This is a genomic window from Streptomyces sp. NPDC127068, assembly GCF_042724695.1.
Lineage (GTDB): Bacteria > Actinomycetota > Actinomycetes > Streptomycetales > Streptomycetaceae > Streptomyces.
Genome location: NZ_JBHXEN010000026.1, coordinates 3101 through 19685, shown reverse-complemented (window position 1 = coordinate 19685; position 16585 = coordinate 3101). Strand labels below are relative to the sequence as shown.

The 16585-nt window shown below is 74.2% G+C and carries 9 protein-coding genes and 1 pseudogene; 4 read left to right on the top strand and 6 right to left on the bottom strand.

Annotated features, from left to right (window positions below):
• Positions 1-5: 5 nt before the first annotated feature.
• On the bottom strand, positions 6-683 hold the full coding sequence (locus ACFWIA_RS18040) for an ABC transporter permease (protein ID WP_387006044.1): 678 nt from the start codon (positions 681-683) through the stop codon (positions 6-8).
• Positions 684-711: 28 nt separating this feature from the next.
• Positions 712-1392, bottom strand: a complete 681-nt coding sequence (locus ACFWIA_RS18035) for an ABC transporter permease (RefSeq protein ID WP_387005855.1) — start codon at positions 1390-1392, stop codon at positions 712-714.
• A 164-nt stretch (positions 1393-1556) separates the two neighbouring features.
• On the opposite strand from ACFWIA_RS18035, the gene ACFWIA_RS18030 reads away from it, so the two are divergent.
• Positions 1557-2408 (top strand): L,D-transpeptidase family protein, encoded by an 852-nt coding sequence (locus ACFWIA_RS18030; RefSeq protein WP_387005852.1) that lies wholly within the window; start codon positions 1557-1559, stop codon positions 2406-2408.
• Between the two features lie 46 nt (positions 2409-2454).
• Here ACFWIA_RS18030 and ACFWIA_RS18025 read toward each other — a convergent pair whose 3' ends face one another.
• The gene (locus tag ACFWIA_RS18025; RefSeq protein WP_387005850.1) at positions 2455-3213 is read right to left on the bottom strand and encodes a DJ-1/PfpI family protein; all 759 of its coding nucleotides are present in this window, start codon (positions 3211-3213) and stop codon (positions 2455-2457) included.
• Between the two features lie 237 nt (positions 3214-3450).
• On the opposite strand from ACFWIA_RS18025, the gene ACFWIA_RS18020 reads away from it, so the two are divergent.
• Positions 3451-6375 carry a BTAD domain-containing putative transcriptional regulator gene (locus tag ACFWIA_RS18020; protein ID WP_387005847.1) on the top strand — a complete coding sequence of 975 codons (2925 nt, stop codon included), beginning with the start codon at positions 3451-3453 and terminating at the stop codon, positions 6373-6375.
• A 12-nt stretch (positions 6376-6387) separates the two neighbouring features.
• On the opposite strand, the gene ACFWIA_RS18015 is transcribed toward ACFWIA_RS18020, so the two are convergent.
• Positions 6388-8049, bottom strand: coding sequence for a carboxylesterase/lipase family protein (locus tag ACFWIA_RS18015; RefSeq protein WP_387005844.1), 1662 nt, complete (start codon positions 8047-8049; stop codon positions 6388-6390).
• A 155-nt stretch (positions 8050-8204) separates the two neighbouring features.
• On the opposite strand from ACFWIA_RS18015, the gene ACFWIA_RS18010 reads away from it, so the two are divergent.
• On the top strand, positions 8205-11387 hold the full coding sequence (locus ACFWIA_RS18010; protein ID WP_387005841.1) for a BTAD domain-containing putative transcriptional regulator: 3183 nt from the start codon (positions 8205-8207) through the stop codon (positions 11385-11387).
• A gap of 17 nt (positions 11388-11404) precedes the next feature.
• Here the strand turns inward: ACFWIA_RS18010 and ACFWIA_RS18005 are convergent.
• Together ACFWIA_RS18005 and ACFWIA_RS18000 are read right to left on the bottom strand one after the other, a co-directional pair.
• Positions 11405-11827, bottom strand: a pseudogene (locus ACFWIA_RS18005) (SRPBCC domain-containing protein); the annotation flags it as partial.
• Positions 11828-11947: 120 nt separating this feature from the next.
• A complete protein-coding gene (locus tag ACFWIA_RS18000; RefSeq protein WP_387005838.1) occupies positions 11948-12727 on the bottom strand; it encodes an SDR family NAD(P)-dependent oxidoreductase in 780 nt (259 codons plus the stop codon).
• Positions 12728-13020: 293 nt separating this feature from the next.
• Here ACFWIA_RS18000 and ACFWIA_RS17995 point away from each other — a divergent pair, with 293 nt between their 5' ends.
• Positions 13021-16443 (top strand): SpaA isopeptide-forming pilin-related protein, encoded by a 3423-nt coding sequence (locus ACFWIA_RS17995; protein ID WP_387005834.1) that lies wholly within the window; start codon positions 13021-13023, stop codon positions 16441-16443.
• The last annotated feature ends 142 nt before the right edge of the window (positions 16444-16585 follow it).

The window sequence follows — 16585 nt, the reverse complement described above, 5'->3', positions numbered from 1 at the left end:
GCGGGTCACCGGGCCGCCCGGGCGCGGGTCCGGGCGGGTGCCAGCCGTTCGACGACCTCGAAGACGCCCTCCACGAGCAGCGCGAAGACGGCGACCAGGACGGCGCCCGCGACCACCATGGGGGTACTGGCCAGGTTGAAGCCCGCGGTGATGATCCGACCGAGTCCGCCGCCGCCCGCGAGGGCGGCGATGGTGGCGGTGGCGACGAGTTGCACGGCCGCGATCCGCACTCCGGTGAGGATCAGGGGCAGTGCGAGCGGGAGTTCGACCCGCAGCAGGACCTGTCGTCCCGTCATGCCCATGCCGCGTGCGGCCTGGACCACGCCCCGGTCGACGCCGCGCATCCCCACATAGGCGTTGGTGAGCAGCGGCGGCACGGCGAACAGCACCAGCGCGACGACGGTCGGACCTTCCCCGTACTGGCCGATCGGAGTCAACAGCAGCAGGACGAGGACCGCGAAGGTGGGGACGGCCCGACCGATGTTGGCCAGGTTGACCGCGAGCGCGCCACCGCGGCCGAGGTGGCCGAGCACCAGGGCCACGGGGAGGGCGATCAGACAGCTGATGACCAGGCAGACGGCGGTCAGCACGGCGTGCTGGAGCAGCCGGTGGCCGATGCCGTCGGTGCCGGACCAGTGCGCCGGATCGGTCAGCCACTGCCATGCCTCGGTGAGGGTGTTCAGGGCCGCACCCCCCGGGTCCGGGGGCCCGTCACGCGCGGGAGGCCCGCGTCCAGGGCGTGAGCAGTCGCTGCACGCCGAGCAGCAGGACGTCCGCCAGGACCGCGATCACGACGCAGAGCACGGACGCGGTGAGGACCTGGGCCTTGAAGTAGGTGTTCATGCCCGCGTAGATGAGGTTGCCGAGTCCGCCGAACCCGACGATCGCCCCGACCGTGACCAGGGACACGGCGGAGACCGTGGCGATGCGCAGCCCCGCCATGGCCGCGGGCAGCGCGAGCGGCAGTTCGACGGAGAGCAGGAGGCGGACCGGTCCGAAGCCGAGGCCGCGGGCCGCCTGCCGGGTCTCCTCGGGGACCGCCCGCAGCCCGGCGAGGATGTTCCGCACCAGCAGGGTCAGCGAGTACAGGACGAGTCCGGCGACGACGAGGGAGGCGGACAGTCCGTACGCGGGCAGCAGCAGCGAGAACATCGCGAGCGACGGAATGGTGTAGAGCACGGTCGTCACCACGAGGACGGGGCCGGCGGCCCCGTGCCAGCGGCGGGCGGCCACGGCCAGCGGGACGGCCACGACGAGGGCGATCAGGACCGCGAGGAAGGTCAGCTGGAGGTGCTGGAGCACCGCGTCGGCGAGGATCCGGCTCCGGGTCGTGAGGTAGTCGCCGCAGATCCATTCGTTGCGGGCGAGGCAGTCGTCCGGGGGCGCGGTCATCTGCTCATTCCAGCGTGGCGGGCCGTCACCCGCCCGGTGGGCTGGGCCGTTCGGGGGCATCGGCCGGGTCGAAGCCGGAGGGACGGGGGATTCCCCGGCGCGGACGGGCACACATGGGCACACCGGTGGGTCGGGTGTCGGCCCCGTGATCGAAAGGTTCCGTCGTGTCCGCGAGCTCCGTCCGCTCCCGCCCGTCCAGGACCCGCACCGCCCGGGGACTGCTGGCCGCCGCCTCCTGTGCCGCGCTGCTGCTCACCGGGTGTTCCGGCACCGCCCGGCACCCCGCCGAGGGAGCGGCGAGCGAGCGGACGGCCGGGGAGGGGGCGGTGAGCGGGGACAAGGACGCGTCGCCGCGGGCCGGTGCACGGGGTTCGGCGGGCCCACCGGTCGAGGGGCGGCCGGGACCGGGGGCCACCGCGGCGCCGGCGGCGCTGCCCGGGCTCGGGCCGCTCACCGGGGCACGGGTGCCGGCGAAGGCGCGGCAGGCCCTGGTGGTGACCGGCGCCGGGCGGGACTCCAGCGCGAGCACGGCGGCCCTGCACCAGCGGGACGCGCACGGCACCTGGCGGCTGGCGGCCGGCCCCTGGCCCGCGCACAATGCGCTGCGCGGCTGGACGGACGACCACCGGGCGGGCGATCTGCGCACCCCGGTCGGCGTGTTCGGGCTCGGCGACGCGGGCGGGCTGCTGCCCGACCCGGGGACGGAGCTCCCGTACGACCAGGACGAGCAGTTCGGCGACTCCGGCACGGGCTATCTGGACGAGTCGTTGGAGGGCTCCTTCGACTACGTCCTCGCCATCGACTACAACCGGGTGCCGGGTACCTCGCCGCTGGACAAGACCCGTCCGCTCGGCCTCGGCAAGGGCAGCGGCATCTGGTTGCACGTCGACCACGGCGGGCCGACCAAGGGCTGCGTGTCGTTGCCGCGCGGGCGGATGCGGGAGCTGCTGCGCCAGCTCGACCCGGCGCTGCGCCCGGTCGTGGTGATGGGGGACGCCGAGGCCCTGCGGAAGTGACCGCGGGGCCGTCGGGGCCGTCGGGGCCGTCCCGGCAGCGGGCGGGTCAGTCGGTGCGGACCCCGGTGCGCAGGGGGGTGCCCCGCTGTTCGAACTCCAACAGGTACTCCACGTCCGTCGCCGCCTTGGGGCTGACGTCGCGGGCCAGCAGGTGGAGCGCGCCGTCGATGCCGGAGCTGACGCCGCCCGCCGAGACGAGGTCACCGTCGTCGACGACCCGCACGTTGCGGACGTCGCAGCCCTCGTCCCTCAGGTGGTGTCGGGCGCCGGTGTGCGTGGTGCACGGCCGGGTGCCGACGAGTCCGGCGGCGTGCAGCAGCACCACGCCCGTGCAGACGCCCAGGAGCGTCGGGCCGCGGCGGGCCGCCTCGCGCAGTCGGCGGGTGAGGACCCCGCGCCGGATCTCCGGCCAGATCCCGGGTCTGTTCCGGTCCCGGAAGCCGCCGCCGGGCACCACGATCACGTCCGTCCCCTCGGGGTCCCACTCCTGGGCGACCTGCACCTGGGTGCCGAAGGCGAGGGTGACCCGGGCCGGGACGCCACCGGTCACGAGTCGCACGCGCACCGGGTGCCCCATCGCGGCGGCGCCCGCGAACACTTCGAAGGGGCCGAACACGTCGAGCTCCTCGACCCCGTCGAACAGGACGATGTCCACCCGCAGCGGGTCCGCGGCGGCGCGCGGTGCGTCCGGGGCACCGGTGCGGGGGCCCGTGGCCGCCGCGGCCGGGCCCGCCGCGGCGATGCCCGCGCCGAGGGCGGCTCCGGCGGCCGTCGCGAGTGCGCTCCTGCGTTTGATCCGGGTCACCGGAACCTCCGTGGCCTGGACGTCATCCGATGACGCCGTCCGATGGTGGTGTCGTGGTCGTTGAGGTAGTCGTGCTGGATGGGGTGTGAGTTCCCCGAGTGACGGGGGGCGGCACTCGGTCCGGACCGGAATCGGGTGGCCTGAAACGACCGGAATAGCGCTGGAGCAACGGTTCGGCGGCCCGGTAGACAGACAGGCTCCAGTGCATCCGTACGGCCGGAGTCAGGGGGTTGACCGGTGCTCTTCCGAGTCCTGGGCGGCATCGAGGTGTGGACCCCGCACGGCGCGCGGCTGGAGGTGGGACACCCGCGCCAGCGCTGGGTCCTGGGGGCGCTGCTCCTCGACGCGGGCCGGGGGGTCCCCGCGGACGTGCTGGTGGACCGGGTGTGGGGCGAGGACCCGCCGCGTCGGGGCCGGGACACCCTGTACAGCTACGTGTCGCGACTGCGGAGCGCGCTGACCGGCACCGGTGCGGAGGTCGTACGGGAGGCCACGGGTTACCGGTTGGCGGTCCCCCGGCTTTCGGTGGACGTCCACCTCTTCCGGGACCTGGTGCGCAGGGCGGGTGCGAGCACGGCGCCCGAGGACGGGGTGGGGTTGTGGGAGGAGGCGCTCGGGCTGTGGCGCGGCGAGGCCTTCGCGGGGGCCGACACGCCGTGGTTCGGCGCGCGTCGGGCGGAGTTGGACGGTGAGCGGCTGACCGCCCAGTCGGACCTGACGGACGCCTTGTTGGAGCTGGGGCGGCACGGCGGGCTGGTCACCGAGCTGATCGCGCGGGCGGAGCAGCACCCGTTCGACGAGCGGATCACCGCCCAGCTGATGGTGGCCCTGTACCGCAGTGGCCGTGCTTCCGAGGCACTCGCACGCTACCGGGTCCTGAGTCGGCGGCTCGCCCGGGAACTGGGTACCGACCCGGGGCCCGAACTGCGTCGACTACAGCAGCGCGTGTTGACCGCCGACCCCGTGCTCGCGCCCGGCCCGGCCCCGGGTTCCGGCTCCCGGACCGCGGCGGGCCCGGGCCCCGCGCCGGACCGGGCCGTCGCCGCGGACCCGGCATCCGTACCGCCGACCGATCCCGCACCGCGGGCAGCCGTTCCCGGGCCGGCCGCGGCGCCCGCTGCGAACCCTGTGGTGGTGCCGGTGCCGCGTCAACTGCCGGCTTGTCCCCGCGGGTTCGTCGGACGGGAGCCGGAGCTGCGGCGGCTCGGCCGTGCGGTGGACCCCGGGGCCCCGCGGCAGGGCGGTACGGCGGTGATCGCCTCGATCGCCGGGACCGGCGGGGTCGGCAAGACCTGGCTGGCGCTGCGCTGGGCGCACGACCACCTCGAACGGTTCCCCGACGGGCAGCTCTACGCGGACCTGCGCGGTTTCGATCCCTCGGGGCAGCCGGTGGCGGCGGACGTGGTGGTGCGGGGTTTCCTCGACGCCCTGGGCGTGGACCCCTCGGCCGTGCCCGCCGGAGCGGACGCCCGGAGCGGGACGTACCGGAGCCTCACCGCCGGACGGCGGCTGCTGGTCGTCCTCGACAACGCCCGCGACGCCGCCCACGTCGACCCCCTGCTGCCCGGGGGCGACACCTGCACCGTCCTGGTCACCAGTCGCAACCGGCTGACCGGTCTGGTGACGGCGCGCGGTGCGGTGCCGCTCGCCCTCGACGTGCTGCCGGCCGAGGAGGCACGGGCGCTGTTCACCGAGCGGCTCGGCACCGCACGCACCGGGTCCGATCCGTCGGCCGTCGCCGAGATCACCGGGCACTGCGGGCGGCTACCGCTCGCCCTGGCCATCGTGGCCGCCCGGGCCGCCGCCCACCCCGACTTCCCGTTGGCGGGCATCGCCGAGGAGCTACGAGCGGCGCACGGCAGCCTCGACGCCTTCGAGGGCACCGACCACGCCGCGGACGCCCGGGCGGTCTTCTCCTGGTCGTACCGCACCTTGGGCCCGCGGGCCGCCCGGTTGTTCCGGTTGCTGGGGCTGCACCCCGGCGACGAGATCCAGGTGCCCGCCGCGGCGAGCCTGCTCGGCGCGGCGGCCCGCGCGGCACGTGCGGCCCTCGCGGAACTCGGCGCGGCCCACCTGGTGACCGAGCGGGTTCCCGGGCGCTTCGGACTGCACGACCTGCTCCGCGCCTACGCGACCGAACTCGTCGCGGAGGAAGCCGAGGCGGAGCAGCAGCAGGCCCTGGGCCGCCTCCTCGACCACTACGCCGCCTCGGCGCACGCGGCCGATCTGCTGCTGGCGCCGCACCGGGACCCCCTCACGGTCACGCCCCCGGCGGCCGGGGTCACCGTGGCGCACCACCCCACGCACGCGAAGGCCCTGGACTGGTTCACCGCGGAGCGCGGGGTCCTGGTGCGCGCGGTGGAACTCGCCGCCCGTCGGGGCCTCGACGCCCACACCCGGGAGTTGACCTGGGCGATGGCCACGTTCCTCTCGCGCCGCTCGCTCTGGTCCGAGCTGGCCGCGACCCATCTCCTCGGGCTGGCCGCCGCCCAACGGTCGGGTGATCACCGGTGGCAGGCGCACGCCCACGGGGAACTCGCCATCGCCGAGGCGGAGTCGGGGCGACCGGAGGACGCGCGGCTCCACTTCGCCCAGGCCCTGGACATGTACCAGGAGCTGGACGATCCGGTCGGCGAGGCACGGACCCGGCTGAGCCTCAGTTGGTGGTACGACCGGCAGCAGGACCTGCCCGGTTCCCTGCGCGAGAACGAGCGGGCCCTCGCCTTGTTCCGTAGGGCCGGACACGAGGTGGGCGAGGCGCGGGCGCTGAACGCGGTGGGGTGGGACCACGCGCAGCTCGGCGACCACGAGAAGGCGTCCTCGTGCTGTCGTCAGGCCCTCGCGCTCCAGCAGAAGTTCGGGGACGTACGCGGCGAGGCGAACACCTGGGACAGTCTGGGCTTCGCGTACCTGCACCTCGGGGAACACGCCCGGGCAGTCGACTGCTACCGCCGGGCCCTGCGGTTGAGCCGGGACTTGGGGCACCGGTTCGGCGAGGCGGAGGCGCTGTCCCACCTCGGGGACGTCCACCACGCCACCGGCGACCGGGCGGCGGCGCGGGCCGCCTGGCGGGCGGCCGAGGCCATCCTCACCGACACCGGCCACGACGGCCCGCTCCTCAGCCGGATCGCGCGGAACCTCGGCTCCCCGGACCCGGTCTGAGTCCGGGGCGGGTCAGGGGCGGGGGGTGCTGGGCAGTGCGCGCCAGAAGCCGAGGCGGTGCTCCCGGGCGTAGTCGACGGGCCCGATCCGGTCCGGGGCGAGGGACTGCGTGTACGGGGTGGCGGCGCCGCGGCGGTGGCGGGGCCAGTCCGGCAGCCCCGGGGCGGTCGGGGCGCCGGTGCGGGCGAAGGCGGCCCACTGGTCGGTCATGGTGTCCGCGAGGGCGCGCTGCGCGGCGGTGAACAGGGGGTGGGCTTCGGGGTCCTCGAAGAGGTACGGGGTGTCGCCCGCGTGGTAGGCGCCGAAGTCGAAGTCCCCCGGCAGCGGCAGGTACATGGGGGCGTCCCGGTCGGCGAACTCGTAGGCGTGCACGGGGACGTGGCGGGCGAGCGCCGTGTGCTGGGCTTGGGTGCCCAGCGCCCACATGCGGTCGGTGACGACCGTGGACCAGGCGAGCGCGGGCGAGGGGAAGTCCGCGAGCGGGTACTGTGCGCGCACCCGGGGCGCGTCGGCGCCGAACGCGGTCGCCAGGGCGGTTGCGTAGTCGTCGCGGGTGAAGGGGACGCCCACACCGTCGTACCGCATCCCGACGAACGTGCGGTGCTCGTCCCGGGTGGCGCCGGACAGGACCGGGACCCGGTGGAAGCGTCCTGCGCGCAGGGCGTGGGCCGGGAGGTCCGGGAGGGTGGGGGTGCCGTGCGCGAACGCCTGGAAGACGTTCATGATGGCCGGCACCTCCAGGATCCGCCGCACCGGCAGGGCCCGCAGACAGCGCAGGCTCGCGGCGGGGTCGGGGTCGGCGCAGCCGAGCGGTGCGGTGATGTCGGCGCTGGCGGCCCGGAGTTCGTCGAGGGTGCGCCACACGTACCACCGGTAGCCGGGGACCTCCGGGCCCATGGCTCCGGCCGGCATGTCCATCATGCCCTCGCCGCTGGCGAGCACGGCCCGGTCGAACAGGCCGCGGGCGGTGGGTGAGGTGAGGTGCGCGGTGATGGCGGCGGCGCCGAAGGAGGAGCCGGCGACGGTGACCCGCCCGGGGTCGCCGCCGAACGCGGCGGCGTTGCGGCGCACCCAGCGCAGCGCGGCCTGTTGGTCCTGGAGGCCGAAGGTGCCGGAGCCTTCCAGGCCGGGGTGGGCGAGGCCGCCGAAGACGCCGAGCCGGTAGTTGACGGTGATGACGACGGTCCCCCGGTCGGCGAGCCGCCGCCCGTCGAAGAAGCCGCCACCGCCGACGGCGCCGTCACCGTGGATCCACACCAGGACGGGCGCGGCCCGGTCGGTGGGCGCGGCCGGCGCGGTCACGTTGAGGGCGAGGCAGTCCTCCTCCGTACTGGCGATCTGTGCGTACGGGGAGGGGACCTGCGGGCACAGGGGCCCCGGTCGGGTGGCGTCCCGGACGCCCGGCCAGGGGGCACGGGGTCGCGGGGCCGCCCAGCGGTGGCGGCCGGTCGGCGGGGCGGCGTAGGGGATGCCCTGGAAGGTGCGGTGCGCGGCGGTGCGGGTGCCGCGTACCCAGCCGGCTTCGGTGTGGACCCGGTCGTCGGCCGTCCGGGCACGCCGCGACGTGTCCGGTGACGGCGCCGAGGCCAAGACGGTCAGGGCGGCGAGAGCGGCCGTCGCCGTCTTCTTCCCCTTCCCCTTGGTCCGGGCGCGGAGCACGATCGCTCTCAGCATGCGTGTCACCTGGTTCTCCGGTCCTCCGTCGGGTGCCTCCGGTGCCCAACGGCGGTCGGTCCGGAAGGACACCCGGACGGCGGCCGGCAGGGTGACGTCGGGCGCGCAGCGGCCCGTGCGCGGTGCGCCGACGACGACCCTCTAGGGTCGCCCGTATGCGATTCGGTGTACTGGGCCCGCTGCGCGTGCTGACGGACGGGGGGACGCCCGTCCGGGTTCCCGGGCTGAAGGTGCGGGCACTGCTCGCCGCCCTCCTCGCGCACGAGGGCCGGGTGGTGTCCGTCGACCGGTTGATCGACGACCTCTGGGGCGACGCCCCGCCCGCGAAGCCGGCGGCGGCCCTCCAGGTACGGGTCTCGCAACTGCGTCGCGCATTGGAGGAGGCCGAGCCGGGCGGCCGTGCGCTGGTGGTCTCCCAGGCTCCGGGTTACGCGCTGGTGGCGGTCGACGCGGTCGACGCGAACCGCTTCGCCGCGCTCGTGGCTGCGGGCCGCCCCGCCGAGGCGTTGGAGCTGTGGCGGGGGGCCGCCTACGCGGACTTCGCCGACCTGCCGTTCCTGGGCCCGGTCGTCGCGCGGCTGGAGGAGGCCCGCCTCACCGCGGCGGAGGACCTCGCCGAGCAGCGGCTCGCGACGGGGCAACCGGTCGACGTGGCCGCGCTGGTCGCGGACCATCCGCTGCGGGAACGGTTGCGCGGGGTGCACATGACGGCGTTGTACCGGGCGGGGCGGCAGAGCGAAGCACTCGCCTCGTACACGGAGCTGCGCACCGCACTCGATGACGAGTTGGGGCTCGACCCGTCGCCCGGGCTCGCCGAGTTGTACCGGCGGATGCTCCGTCAGGACCCCGCGCTGACCGCACCGCCCGCGGCCCGGCCGGTGACGAACCTGCCCGCGCCGGTGAGCGAACTGATCGGACGGGACACGGCCGTAGCCGAGGTCACCGAGGCACTGACCGCCCACCGGTTGCTGACCCTCACCGGCTCCGGCGGGGTCGGCAAGACCCGGCTGGCCCTGGAAGTGGCCGGGCGGCTGGTGGCGGACCGCCCCGACGGGGTGTGGCTGATCGAACTCGCCGCCCTGGACCGACGCACCGCGTCCCTGGCCGAGACGGTGCTCGCCGCCCTGGACGTCCGGGAGGGTCCCGGTCACCCGCGTGACCAGTTGGTCGCCGCGCTCGCCGGCCGGGCTCCGCTGCTGGTGCTCGACAACTGCGAGCACGTGGTGGAGCCCGCCGCCGCACTCGTCGCCGACCTGCTGCGCTCGGTACCCGGGCTGCGGGTCCTGGCGACCAGCCGCGAGCCGTTGGGACTGCCCGGCGAGGTGCTGTGGCAGGTCCCGCCGCTGTCGCTGCCGGACGGTGCGGGGCTCGACGAGGTGGCGCGGTCCGATGCCGTCCGGCTGTTCCTCGCCCGGGCCCGGGCCGCCGACCGGGAGTTCGCCCTCGACCCGTCGAACGCGGGGCCGGTCGCCCAACTGTGCCGGCGGCTGGACGGCATTCCCCTCGCGTTGGAGCTCGCCGCGACCCGGGTGCGGGCCCTCGGAGTCGAAGAGCTCGTCGCCCGGCTCGACGACCGCTTCCGGCTGCTGGCCGGTGTCCACCGGGGCGCGCCCCCGCGCCAACAGACCCTGGTGGCGGTCATCGACTGGAGCTGGACCCTGCTCGGCGATGAGGAACGTCTGGTCCTACGGCGGTTGGCCGTGCACGCCGACGGATGCGCCCTGACGGCCGCCGAGGCGGTCTGCGCCGAGCCCGGGGTGGACGTCCTGGACACGGTGGCACGGCTGGTCGACCGTTGTCTGGTCACGGTCGTGGACGGGCCGGCGGGACCGCGCTACCGGATGGGGGAGTCGGTCGTCGCCTACTGTCTGCACCGTCTGACGGACGCGGGCGAGACGGACCGGGTCCGACGGGCGCACCGTGCGCACTACACCGCCCTCGCCGCCGAGGCGGACACCCGACTGCGGGGCCCGGAGCAAGGCCGTTGGTTGGCCCGTCTCGCCGCCGAGTCGGCGAACCTGCGGGCGGCCCTGACGACGGCACCCCCCGGTCAGTCGCTCCGGCTGGTCAACTCGCTGTGCTGGTTCTGGTTCCTGCGGGGACGCCTCTCGGAGGCCCGCCAGTGGCTGCGCACGGCGCTCGCCCGGACGCAGGAGGACGTCGGCGGGGCCCCGGCCGGTGAGGGGGAGGAACGGGCCCGGGCCCGGGCCTGGTACGAGGGCTTCGGCCTGTTGCTGGGTGAGGGGGGTGATCCGGCGGTCGCCGAGGAGATCCACGATCCCCTCACCCGGGCCCGGGCCCGGTTGTTCCTCTCGCTGGGCCCCGCGGACCTGCCGTCGGCCAGGGCCCTGGTGGACGCCGCGCTCGTGACCTGCCGTGCGCTGGGCGACGACTGGGGCACGGCGGTGGCACTGAGCAGGCAGGCCCGCGACGCCTACACCGTCCGGGACTCGGCCGAGCTGGAGCGGACCAGCGAGGAGAGCGCCGCGCTGTTCGCCCGGCTCGGGGACGGCTGGGGCGTCATCCAGGCCGGTGAGTGGCGGGCCGGACTGGCGGAGAGTCTGGGTGACCACGCCCGCGCCGCCGAGTTGTTCGCGGCGGACCTGCGGACCGCGGAGGAACTGGGGCTGTGGCCGGACGTGGTGCGCCGCCTCGCCTGGCTCGGGTGGCTGGCCATGGAGGACGGTGCCTACGAGCGGGCCATGGAGTACGCGGGGCGGGCCCTAAGACTGGCCGGGGAGCGGGGCTACCGGGAGGGGGAGGTGTTCGCACGCATGGGTCACGCCTTCGCCGCGCGCCGCGCCGGGCTGCTGGACGTCGCCGAGGGCGAGTTGCAGCGCTTGCTCGACGGGGTCCCGGACGACGGCGAGCCCCCGCTGTTCCTGCCGAGCACCCTGCTGGAGCTGGGACAGGTGCACGAGGGTCGCGGGCGCCCCGACCTCGCGCTGCCGGTGCTGCGCCGGGCGTTCACCGCCGCCCTCGCGGTCGGTGACCCCCGGACGACCGCCGCGGCCGTGGAGGTGGCGGCCGGTCTCGCCCCGCCCGAGCGGGCCGCCCTGTTCCTCGGCGTCGCGGCCGAGGCCCGTCGCACGCACGCCACTCCCGCCACGGCACGCGAGCAGCAGGGGGTCGAGCGGGCCGGGAAGCGGGCCGGCGCGGCGTTGGGCGAGAAGGCGTTCGACGCCGTCTACGTCCGTGGCCGGGGCCTGACGTTCGCGGACCTGGCGTCCCGGTGGCCGGCGTCCGACCCCTCCCCCGCCGGTGCCCGGTTCGCTGCCGAGGCGGTGGACGGGGTGACCGGTCGCGCCGGAGCCCCGATCGATCCGGCGACCGTCTGAGCGGACAGGTACTCGTCGAGCCGGTCGAAGAACTCCAGCCACCCCGCACGGACCCGTGCGACGTGTTCGGCATCGGTGTCGACCCCGTACTGGTGGAACCGCATCAGGGTCCGGGCTCCGCGCCCTTCCAGGGTGAGGGTCGCGAGGAACACGGGTTCCCCACCGGGATCGTCCGGGTCGCCGGTGGTGAACACCAGTCGGGCGGGGGCGTCCACCTGGCGGTAGCGCCCCCGTAGGACGGCCTGGAAGCCCTCCTCGCCGACCAGGACGGCCCGCCACCGTCCGCCCGGTCGCACGTCGAGCGACACCCGCTCGACCGGGGTGGTCAGCATCCGGGGCCCGAACCAACGGGCGAACCGTTCCGTTTCGGTCCAGGCCGCGTACACGTCCTCCCGGGCGGCGGCCACTTCACGGACGATCTCGTACTCGGGACGGGGCATCGGTCGGTTCCCTCCGAACGGCTGGGCGCTGCGGTCGGACCACACCCTGCCGCGGGGCGCTTACGGTTCCCCTTCCGTCCGCTTGACGTCCGGCGGCACCCGGACTCGGCCCCGTGGTGCTCAGTGCACGGAGAAGCCGCCGTCCACGAAGATCGACTGGCCGGTGACGTAACCGGAGGCCGTGCTCGCCAGGAACACGGCCGCGCCCACGAAGTCCTCGGCGATCCCGTTGCGCCCCGTCAGGGTGCGGGACGCCAGGGCCGCCACCTTCTCCGGGTCGGACGACAGCCGTTGGTTCAGGGGGGTCATCACGAAGCCCGGGACCAGGGTGTTGCAGGTGACGCCGTGCGGTGACCACGCCTCGGCCTGGGAACGGGCGAGGGACTCCAGGGCTCCCTTGGACACCCCGTACGCACCGCTGTCGACGAACGCCCGGTGCGCCTGTTGTGAGCTGATGTGGATGATCCGGCCGAAGCCCCGGGCCGCCATGCCGGGACCGAAGCGCTGGCCGAGCAGGAACGGGGCTTCCAGGTTCACCGCCATCGTGGTGTCCCAGACGTCCTCGCCCAGTTCCCCCATCGGCGGGCGCAGGTTGATCCCGGCGCTGTTGACGAGGATGTCGGGCTCGCCGAACGCCGCGGCTGCCTGCTCCGCCGCGGCGCGCACCCCGTCCCTGGTGCTGAGGTCGGCGCTGACCCAGTCCGCTCGGCAGCCGGCCGCCGTCAACTCGGCCGTCGTCGCCACGAGTTCCTGCTCGCCCCGGGCCACGGTCACCACGTCCGCTCCGGCGCGGGCCAGCGCACCCGCGACGGCCCGGCCGATCCCCGAGCTGCCGCCGGTGACCACGGCCACTCGGCCGTCCAGCGAGAACAGCTCGGACAGATAGGTCGGTGAGGTCATGTCCGCACCCTAGAGGGGGCGTCCGCTCCGGTGTCCGCCCGGGGGCCGGGTCCGGATCGACTCGATCACGCGGACGGGTACCGCCGGCGTGGCAGTCGTCCTACGCGCGGCGCGTCAGGCGTAACGGACGGTCGCCGTCTGCTTGCTTCGGGGCAGCGCGTCGCCCGATCCGGGGGAGTCGCCGAAGTGACCTGGAGATGTCCTTGAAACGAAGATGTCCATCGGCAACGGCCAGGTCGGTGCGGGCCGCACTGACCTGTCTGGTGGTGTGGGGGGTGTGGGGAGCCGCGACCGTGACTCCGGCGTCGTCAGCGCCCGGCCCGGCCGTGGTGGTGAGCGATGCGGACCGCCGTCAGGCCACCGACGAAGGCCGCGGGTCCAGCGGGGCCGTACCCCGCGAGGCGTCGCAACGGGCGGCCGGGGCGAGCCGTCGTCTCGTCAATCCCGCCGACGACGCCCTGATCGCCTGGGTCGGCCCCACCCAGCCCCCGACGTTGCTGACCTTGCAGCAGGCGCTGAACGCGGCCGCCGACGGGGACACCGTCCACCTCGTTCCCGACAGCTACGTGTTCACCAAGACGATCGTCGTACCCCGTCAGGTGACGCTCACCAGCGCCGCGGACTCGGTGGTCACCGCGCTGTTCTCGGTCACCGGCCAAGGGCTGACCGCCAGCGCCGTCACCTTCGAACCGACCGCCGCGAACAAGACGGTGGTGACGGTCGCGGCGACCTCCGCGAACACCGTGCTCAACGGCATCCACCTCACCAACCCGACGAATCTGGCCGGCATCACCGGCATCACCTTCGCGGGCACCCCGGCGACCGGCAGGACCGTCGAGAACTACGTGTTCGACAACGGTGACAACGCCACGAACGGCGTCTCCACCGGCATCAACGCCGGCAACTCCACCTCCGTCGTGGTGCGCGACACGGAGATCACCGGAGTCACCCGAGGCTTCTTCATGTCGACGGCGGCCAGCGGCACCGGTCCTCAGTTCACCCGGGTGGACATCGAGGCGAACCAGCAGGGCGTGCTCACCGGCAAGACGACCGGAGCGTCCTTCAGCGAGGTGCACGTCACGGGCACCTCACTGGCCGGTTCCTACGGCATCAACCTGAGCGGCTCCACCGGCGTCGTCATCACCGACAGTTCCGTCACCGGATACGTCTACGGCATCGCCACCGCCGCGGCCACGACGGGAGACGGCCCCCGACTGACGCGGGTGACCGTCTCCGAGGTGGGCACCACGGGCATCAGCCTCGGGGCGACCACCGGCGCCGAGCTCACGGACGTGACGGTCTCCGGTGCGCCGGACAGCGTCGGCATCGGCGTCGACCTGGCCCGCTCCACCTCGGTCACCGTCGACAACCCGACCATCAGCGGGCTGCGCACGGGCATCCGACAGGTCTGGGTCCGCACGTCGGGACACCCCCTGACCGGCCCCGTGGTGACCGGGGGCGCCCTCACCGGTGTCGCCACCGGCATCATGGTGGCGAACAACACGGGCTTCCGGGTCAGCGGCACCCGGCTGGACCTCGTCGCCGGAGCAGCCGGCGGCGGTGGCATCGGCATCGGCGGGTACGAGAACACGGACGTGGTGATCAGCGGGGTGACCGTCACGGGTTACGGGAACCCCGACGACGCACGCCGGGGCTCGGCCGCGATCCGCTTCTACTACTCGGACCACATCACGGTCCTGGACTCGACCTTCACCGACGGTGCGAACGCCTTCTACTGGGACATGACGACGGACGTGACCGTCACCAACGCCACGGTCCGCGGCATCGACTGGTGGGCCACGTACACCGAGTCCGTCAAGCGCCTGACCGTGCAGGACAGCACCTTCACGGACAACGAGGGCGTGGCCAACCTGACCATCAACCCGTCCGCGAGCGCCGACGGACTGGACGTCGTCCAGAACAGCAGCGACATCACGTTCGTCGACAACGAGCTCACCGACAACCCCACCGGCGTCCTGTTCCCGTACGGCGGGGACACGCTCGACTACCTCCGCAACACCGTGCGCGGCGGGCCCGCCGCCTACGTCGTCTACGCGGTCCCGGCCCATCACGTGACCGTCACCGACAACGAGATCTCGTTCAGCCCGTTGGCGGATAACTCCGCGGCCGTCCGTGCGGGCACCGCACTGGAGAACCTCGACCCGGGGACGTTCCCGAACACCCCCGAGGAGCAGCAGTCGCGTTCGTCGTCCGGCATCGACGTCCTGGGCAACGTGTTCACCGGGCCCGGGCCGATGATCCAACTCGGTGAGAAGGAAGGCACCTGGCGCGTCCTGCGGGACACCGTCCTGGTGCGCGGCAACGTCTTCCCGAAGGACTCGGTCGCCATCCGCGCCTTCACCAACGCGGAGACGGGCCAGGACAGCAACACGGACAACGACATGATCGGCGGGAACGTCGCCGTCGACGCCCGGGACACCACCCCGGTGACCGTCACCAAACAGGAGGTCGGCCAGCGCGGGAACAACGACTGGGGCAGCCCCTGCGGTCCGCGCGTCACGGTCGGCGACACCCACACGCCGTCCGACACCCTGATCTACGACGGTGGCGGCGCCTGGATCCACGAGACCCGCGAGCCGCAGACCCTGTACCCGACCCGCTGCGCCGACGTCGCCCTGAGCGTCACCAAGAGCGCTGACTCCCCGACCTACGCCCCGGGCCGACCGCTGACCTACACCGTGACGGTCGCGAACGCCGGCCCCCAGGACGCGCACGCCGTCCGGGTGGTCGATCCGCTGCCCGCGTCGCTGACGGACGTCACCTGGACGTGCGAGGCCGAAGGTGCGGCGAGCGCCTGCACCGACGCGTCCGGCACCGGGGACGTCGACACCACCGTGGACGTGTCCGCGGGCGGCAGGGTGACCTTCGTCATCACGGGCACCCCGGAAGCCGACGCCTCGGGCGACCTCACGAACACGGTGACCGTCACTCCGGGAGCCGGCACCGAGGACCCCGGGTGCGCGCCGAGCTGTCGTGCGGAAGTGGTCACTCCCCCGGCCCCGGTGACCGGCGCGGTCACCGTGACCAAGACCGACGCCGCTTCCGGTGCCGCCCTGGCGGGTGCGGTCTTCGAACTGTGGGAGGAGACGAACGGCGCCCCCGGTCTCCAGACCACCGGCGGCGACCCCGACACCCGGATCGGCACCACCTGCACCACCCCCGCCAACGGCCAATGCACCCGCACCGTCGAAACCGGCACCTACTACTGGCACGAAACCGGCGCACCACCCGGCTACGACCTCCCCGCCGACCCCACCTTCGGTCCACTCGTCCTGACGGAGGAGAACGCCGAAGAGGGCGTCACCGTCACCGCCGAGAACAGCCGGACTCCGGTGGCGGAGAGCAGCGTCAAGGTCGAGAAGACCGATGCGAAGAACGGCCGTCCGCTGGCCGGCGCGGTCTTCGAACTGTGGGAGGAGAGCAACGGCGTCCCGGGCCTCCAGACCCGGCCGTCGGGCTCCACCCCCGCCGACACCCGCGAGGGCCTGGGCTGCTCCACGGACTCCGCCGGGCTGTGCCTCTTCGACGGGCTGCCGCCCGGAACGTACTACGTGCGGGAGACCGACGTCCCCGAGGGGTACGCCCTGCCCGAGAACCCGGTCAGCGACCCGATCGTGATCACGGAGGCGAACGCCGGTGAGACCGTGACGATCAAGATCGCCAACCAGCGAGGAGGGTCCGGCAAGGACGTGTAGCACCTGCTCCCGCCCGTGGGGCCCGGGGCCCCCCCAGCCGGGTGCCGGCCCCCCACCGGGAAACCGGGACCCGTATCGGGGCCAAAGGGCCAGCCCCCGCGCCCGCCCGGGGGGGACGGGGGGGGGCCGGGGGGGGTCGGAG

Coding starts and splice junctions, on each gene's coding strand:
- ACFWIA_RS18035 (WP_387005855.1), bottom strand. CDS start 1,392: ATGACCGCGCCCCCGGACGACTGCCTCGCCCGCAACGAATGGATCTGC.
- ACFWIA_RS18010 (WP_387005841.1), top strand. CDS start 8,205: ATGCGATTCGGTGTACTGGGCCCGCTGCGCGTGCTGACGGACGGGGGG.
- ACFWIA_RS18015 (WP_387005844.1), bottom strand. CDS start 8,049: ATGCTGAGAGCGATCGTGCTCCGCGCCCGGACCAAGGGGAAGGGGAAG.
- ACFWIA_RS18000 (WP_387005838.1), bottom strand. CDS start 12,727: ATGACCTCACCGACCTATCTGTCCGAGCTGTTCTCGCTGGACGGCCGA.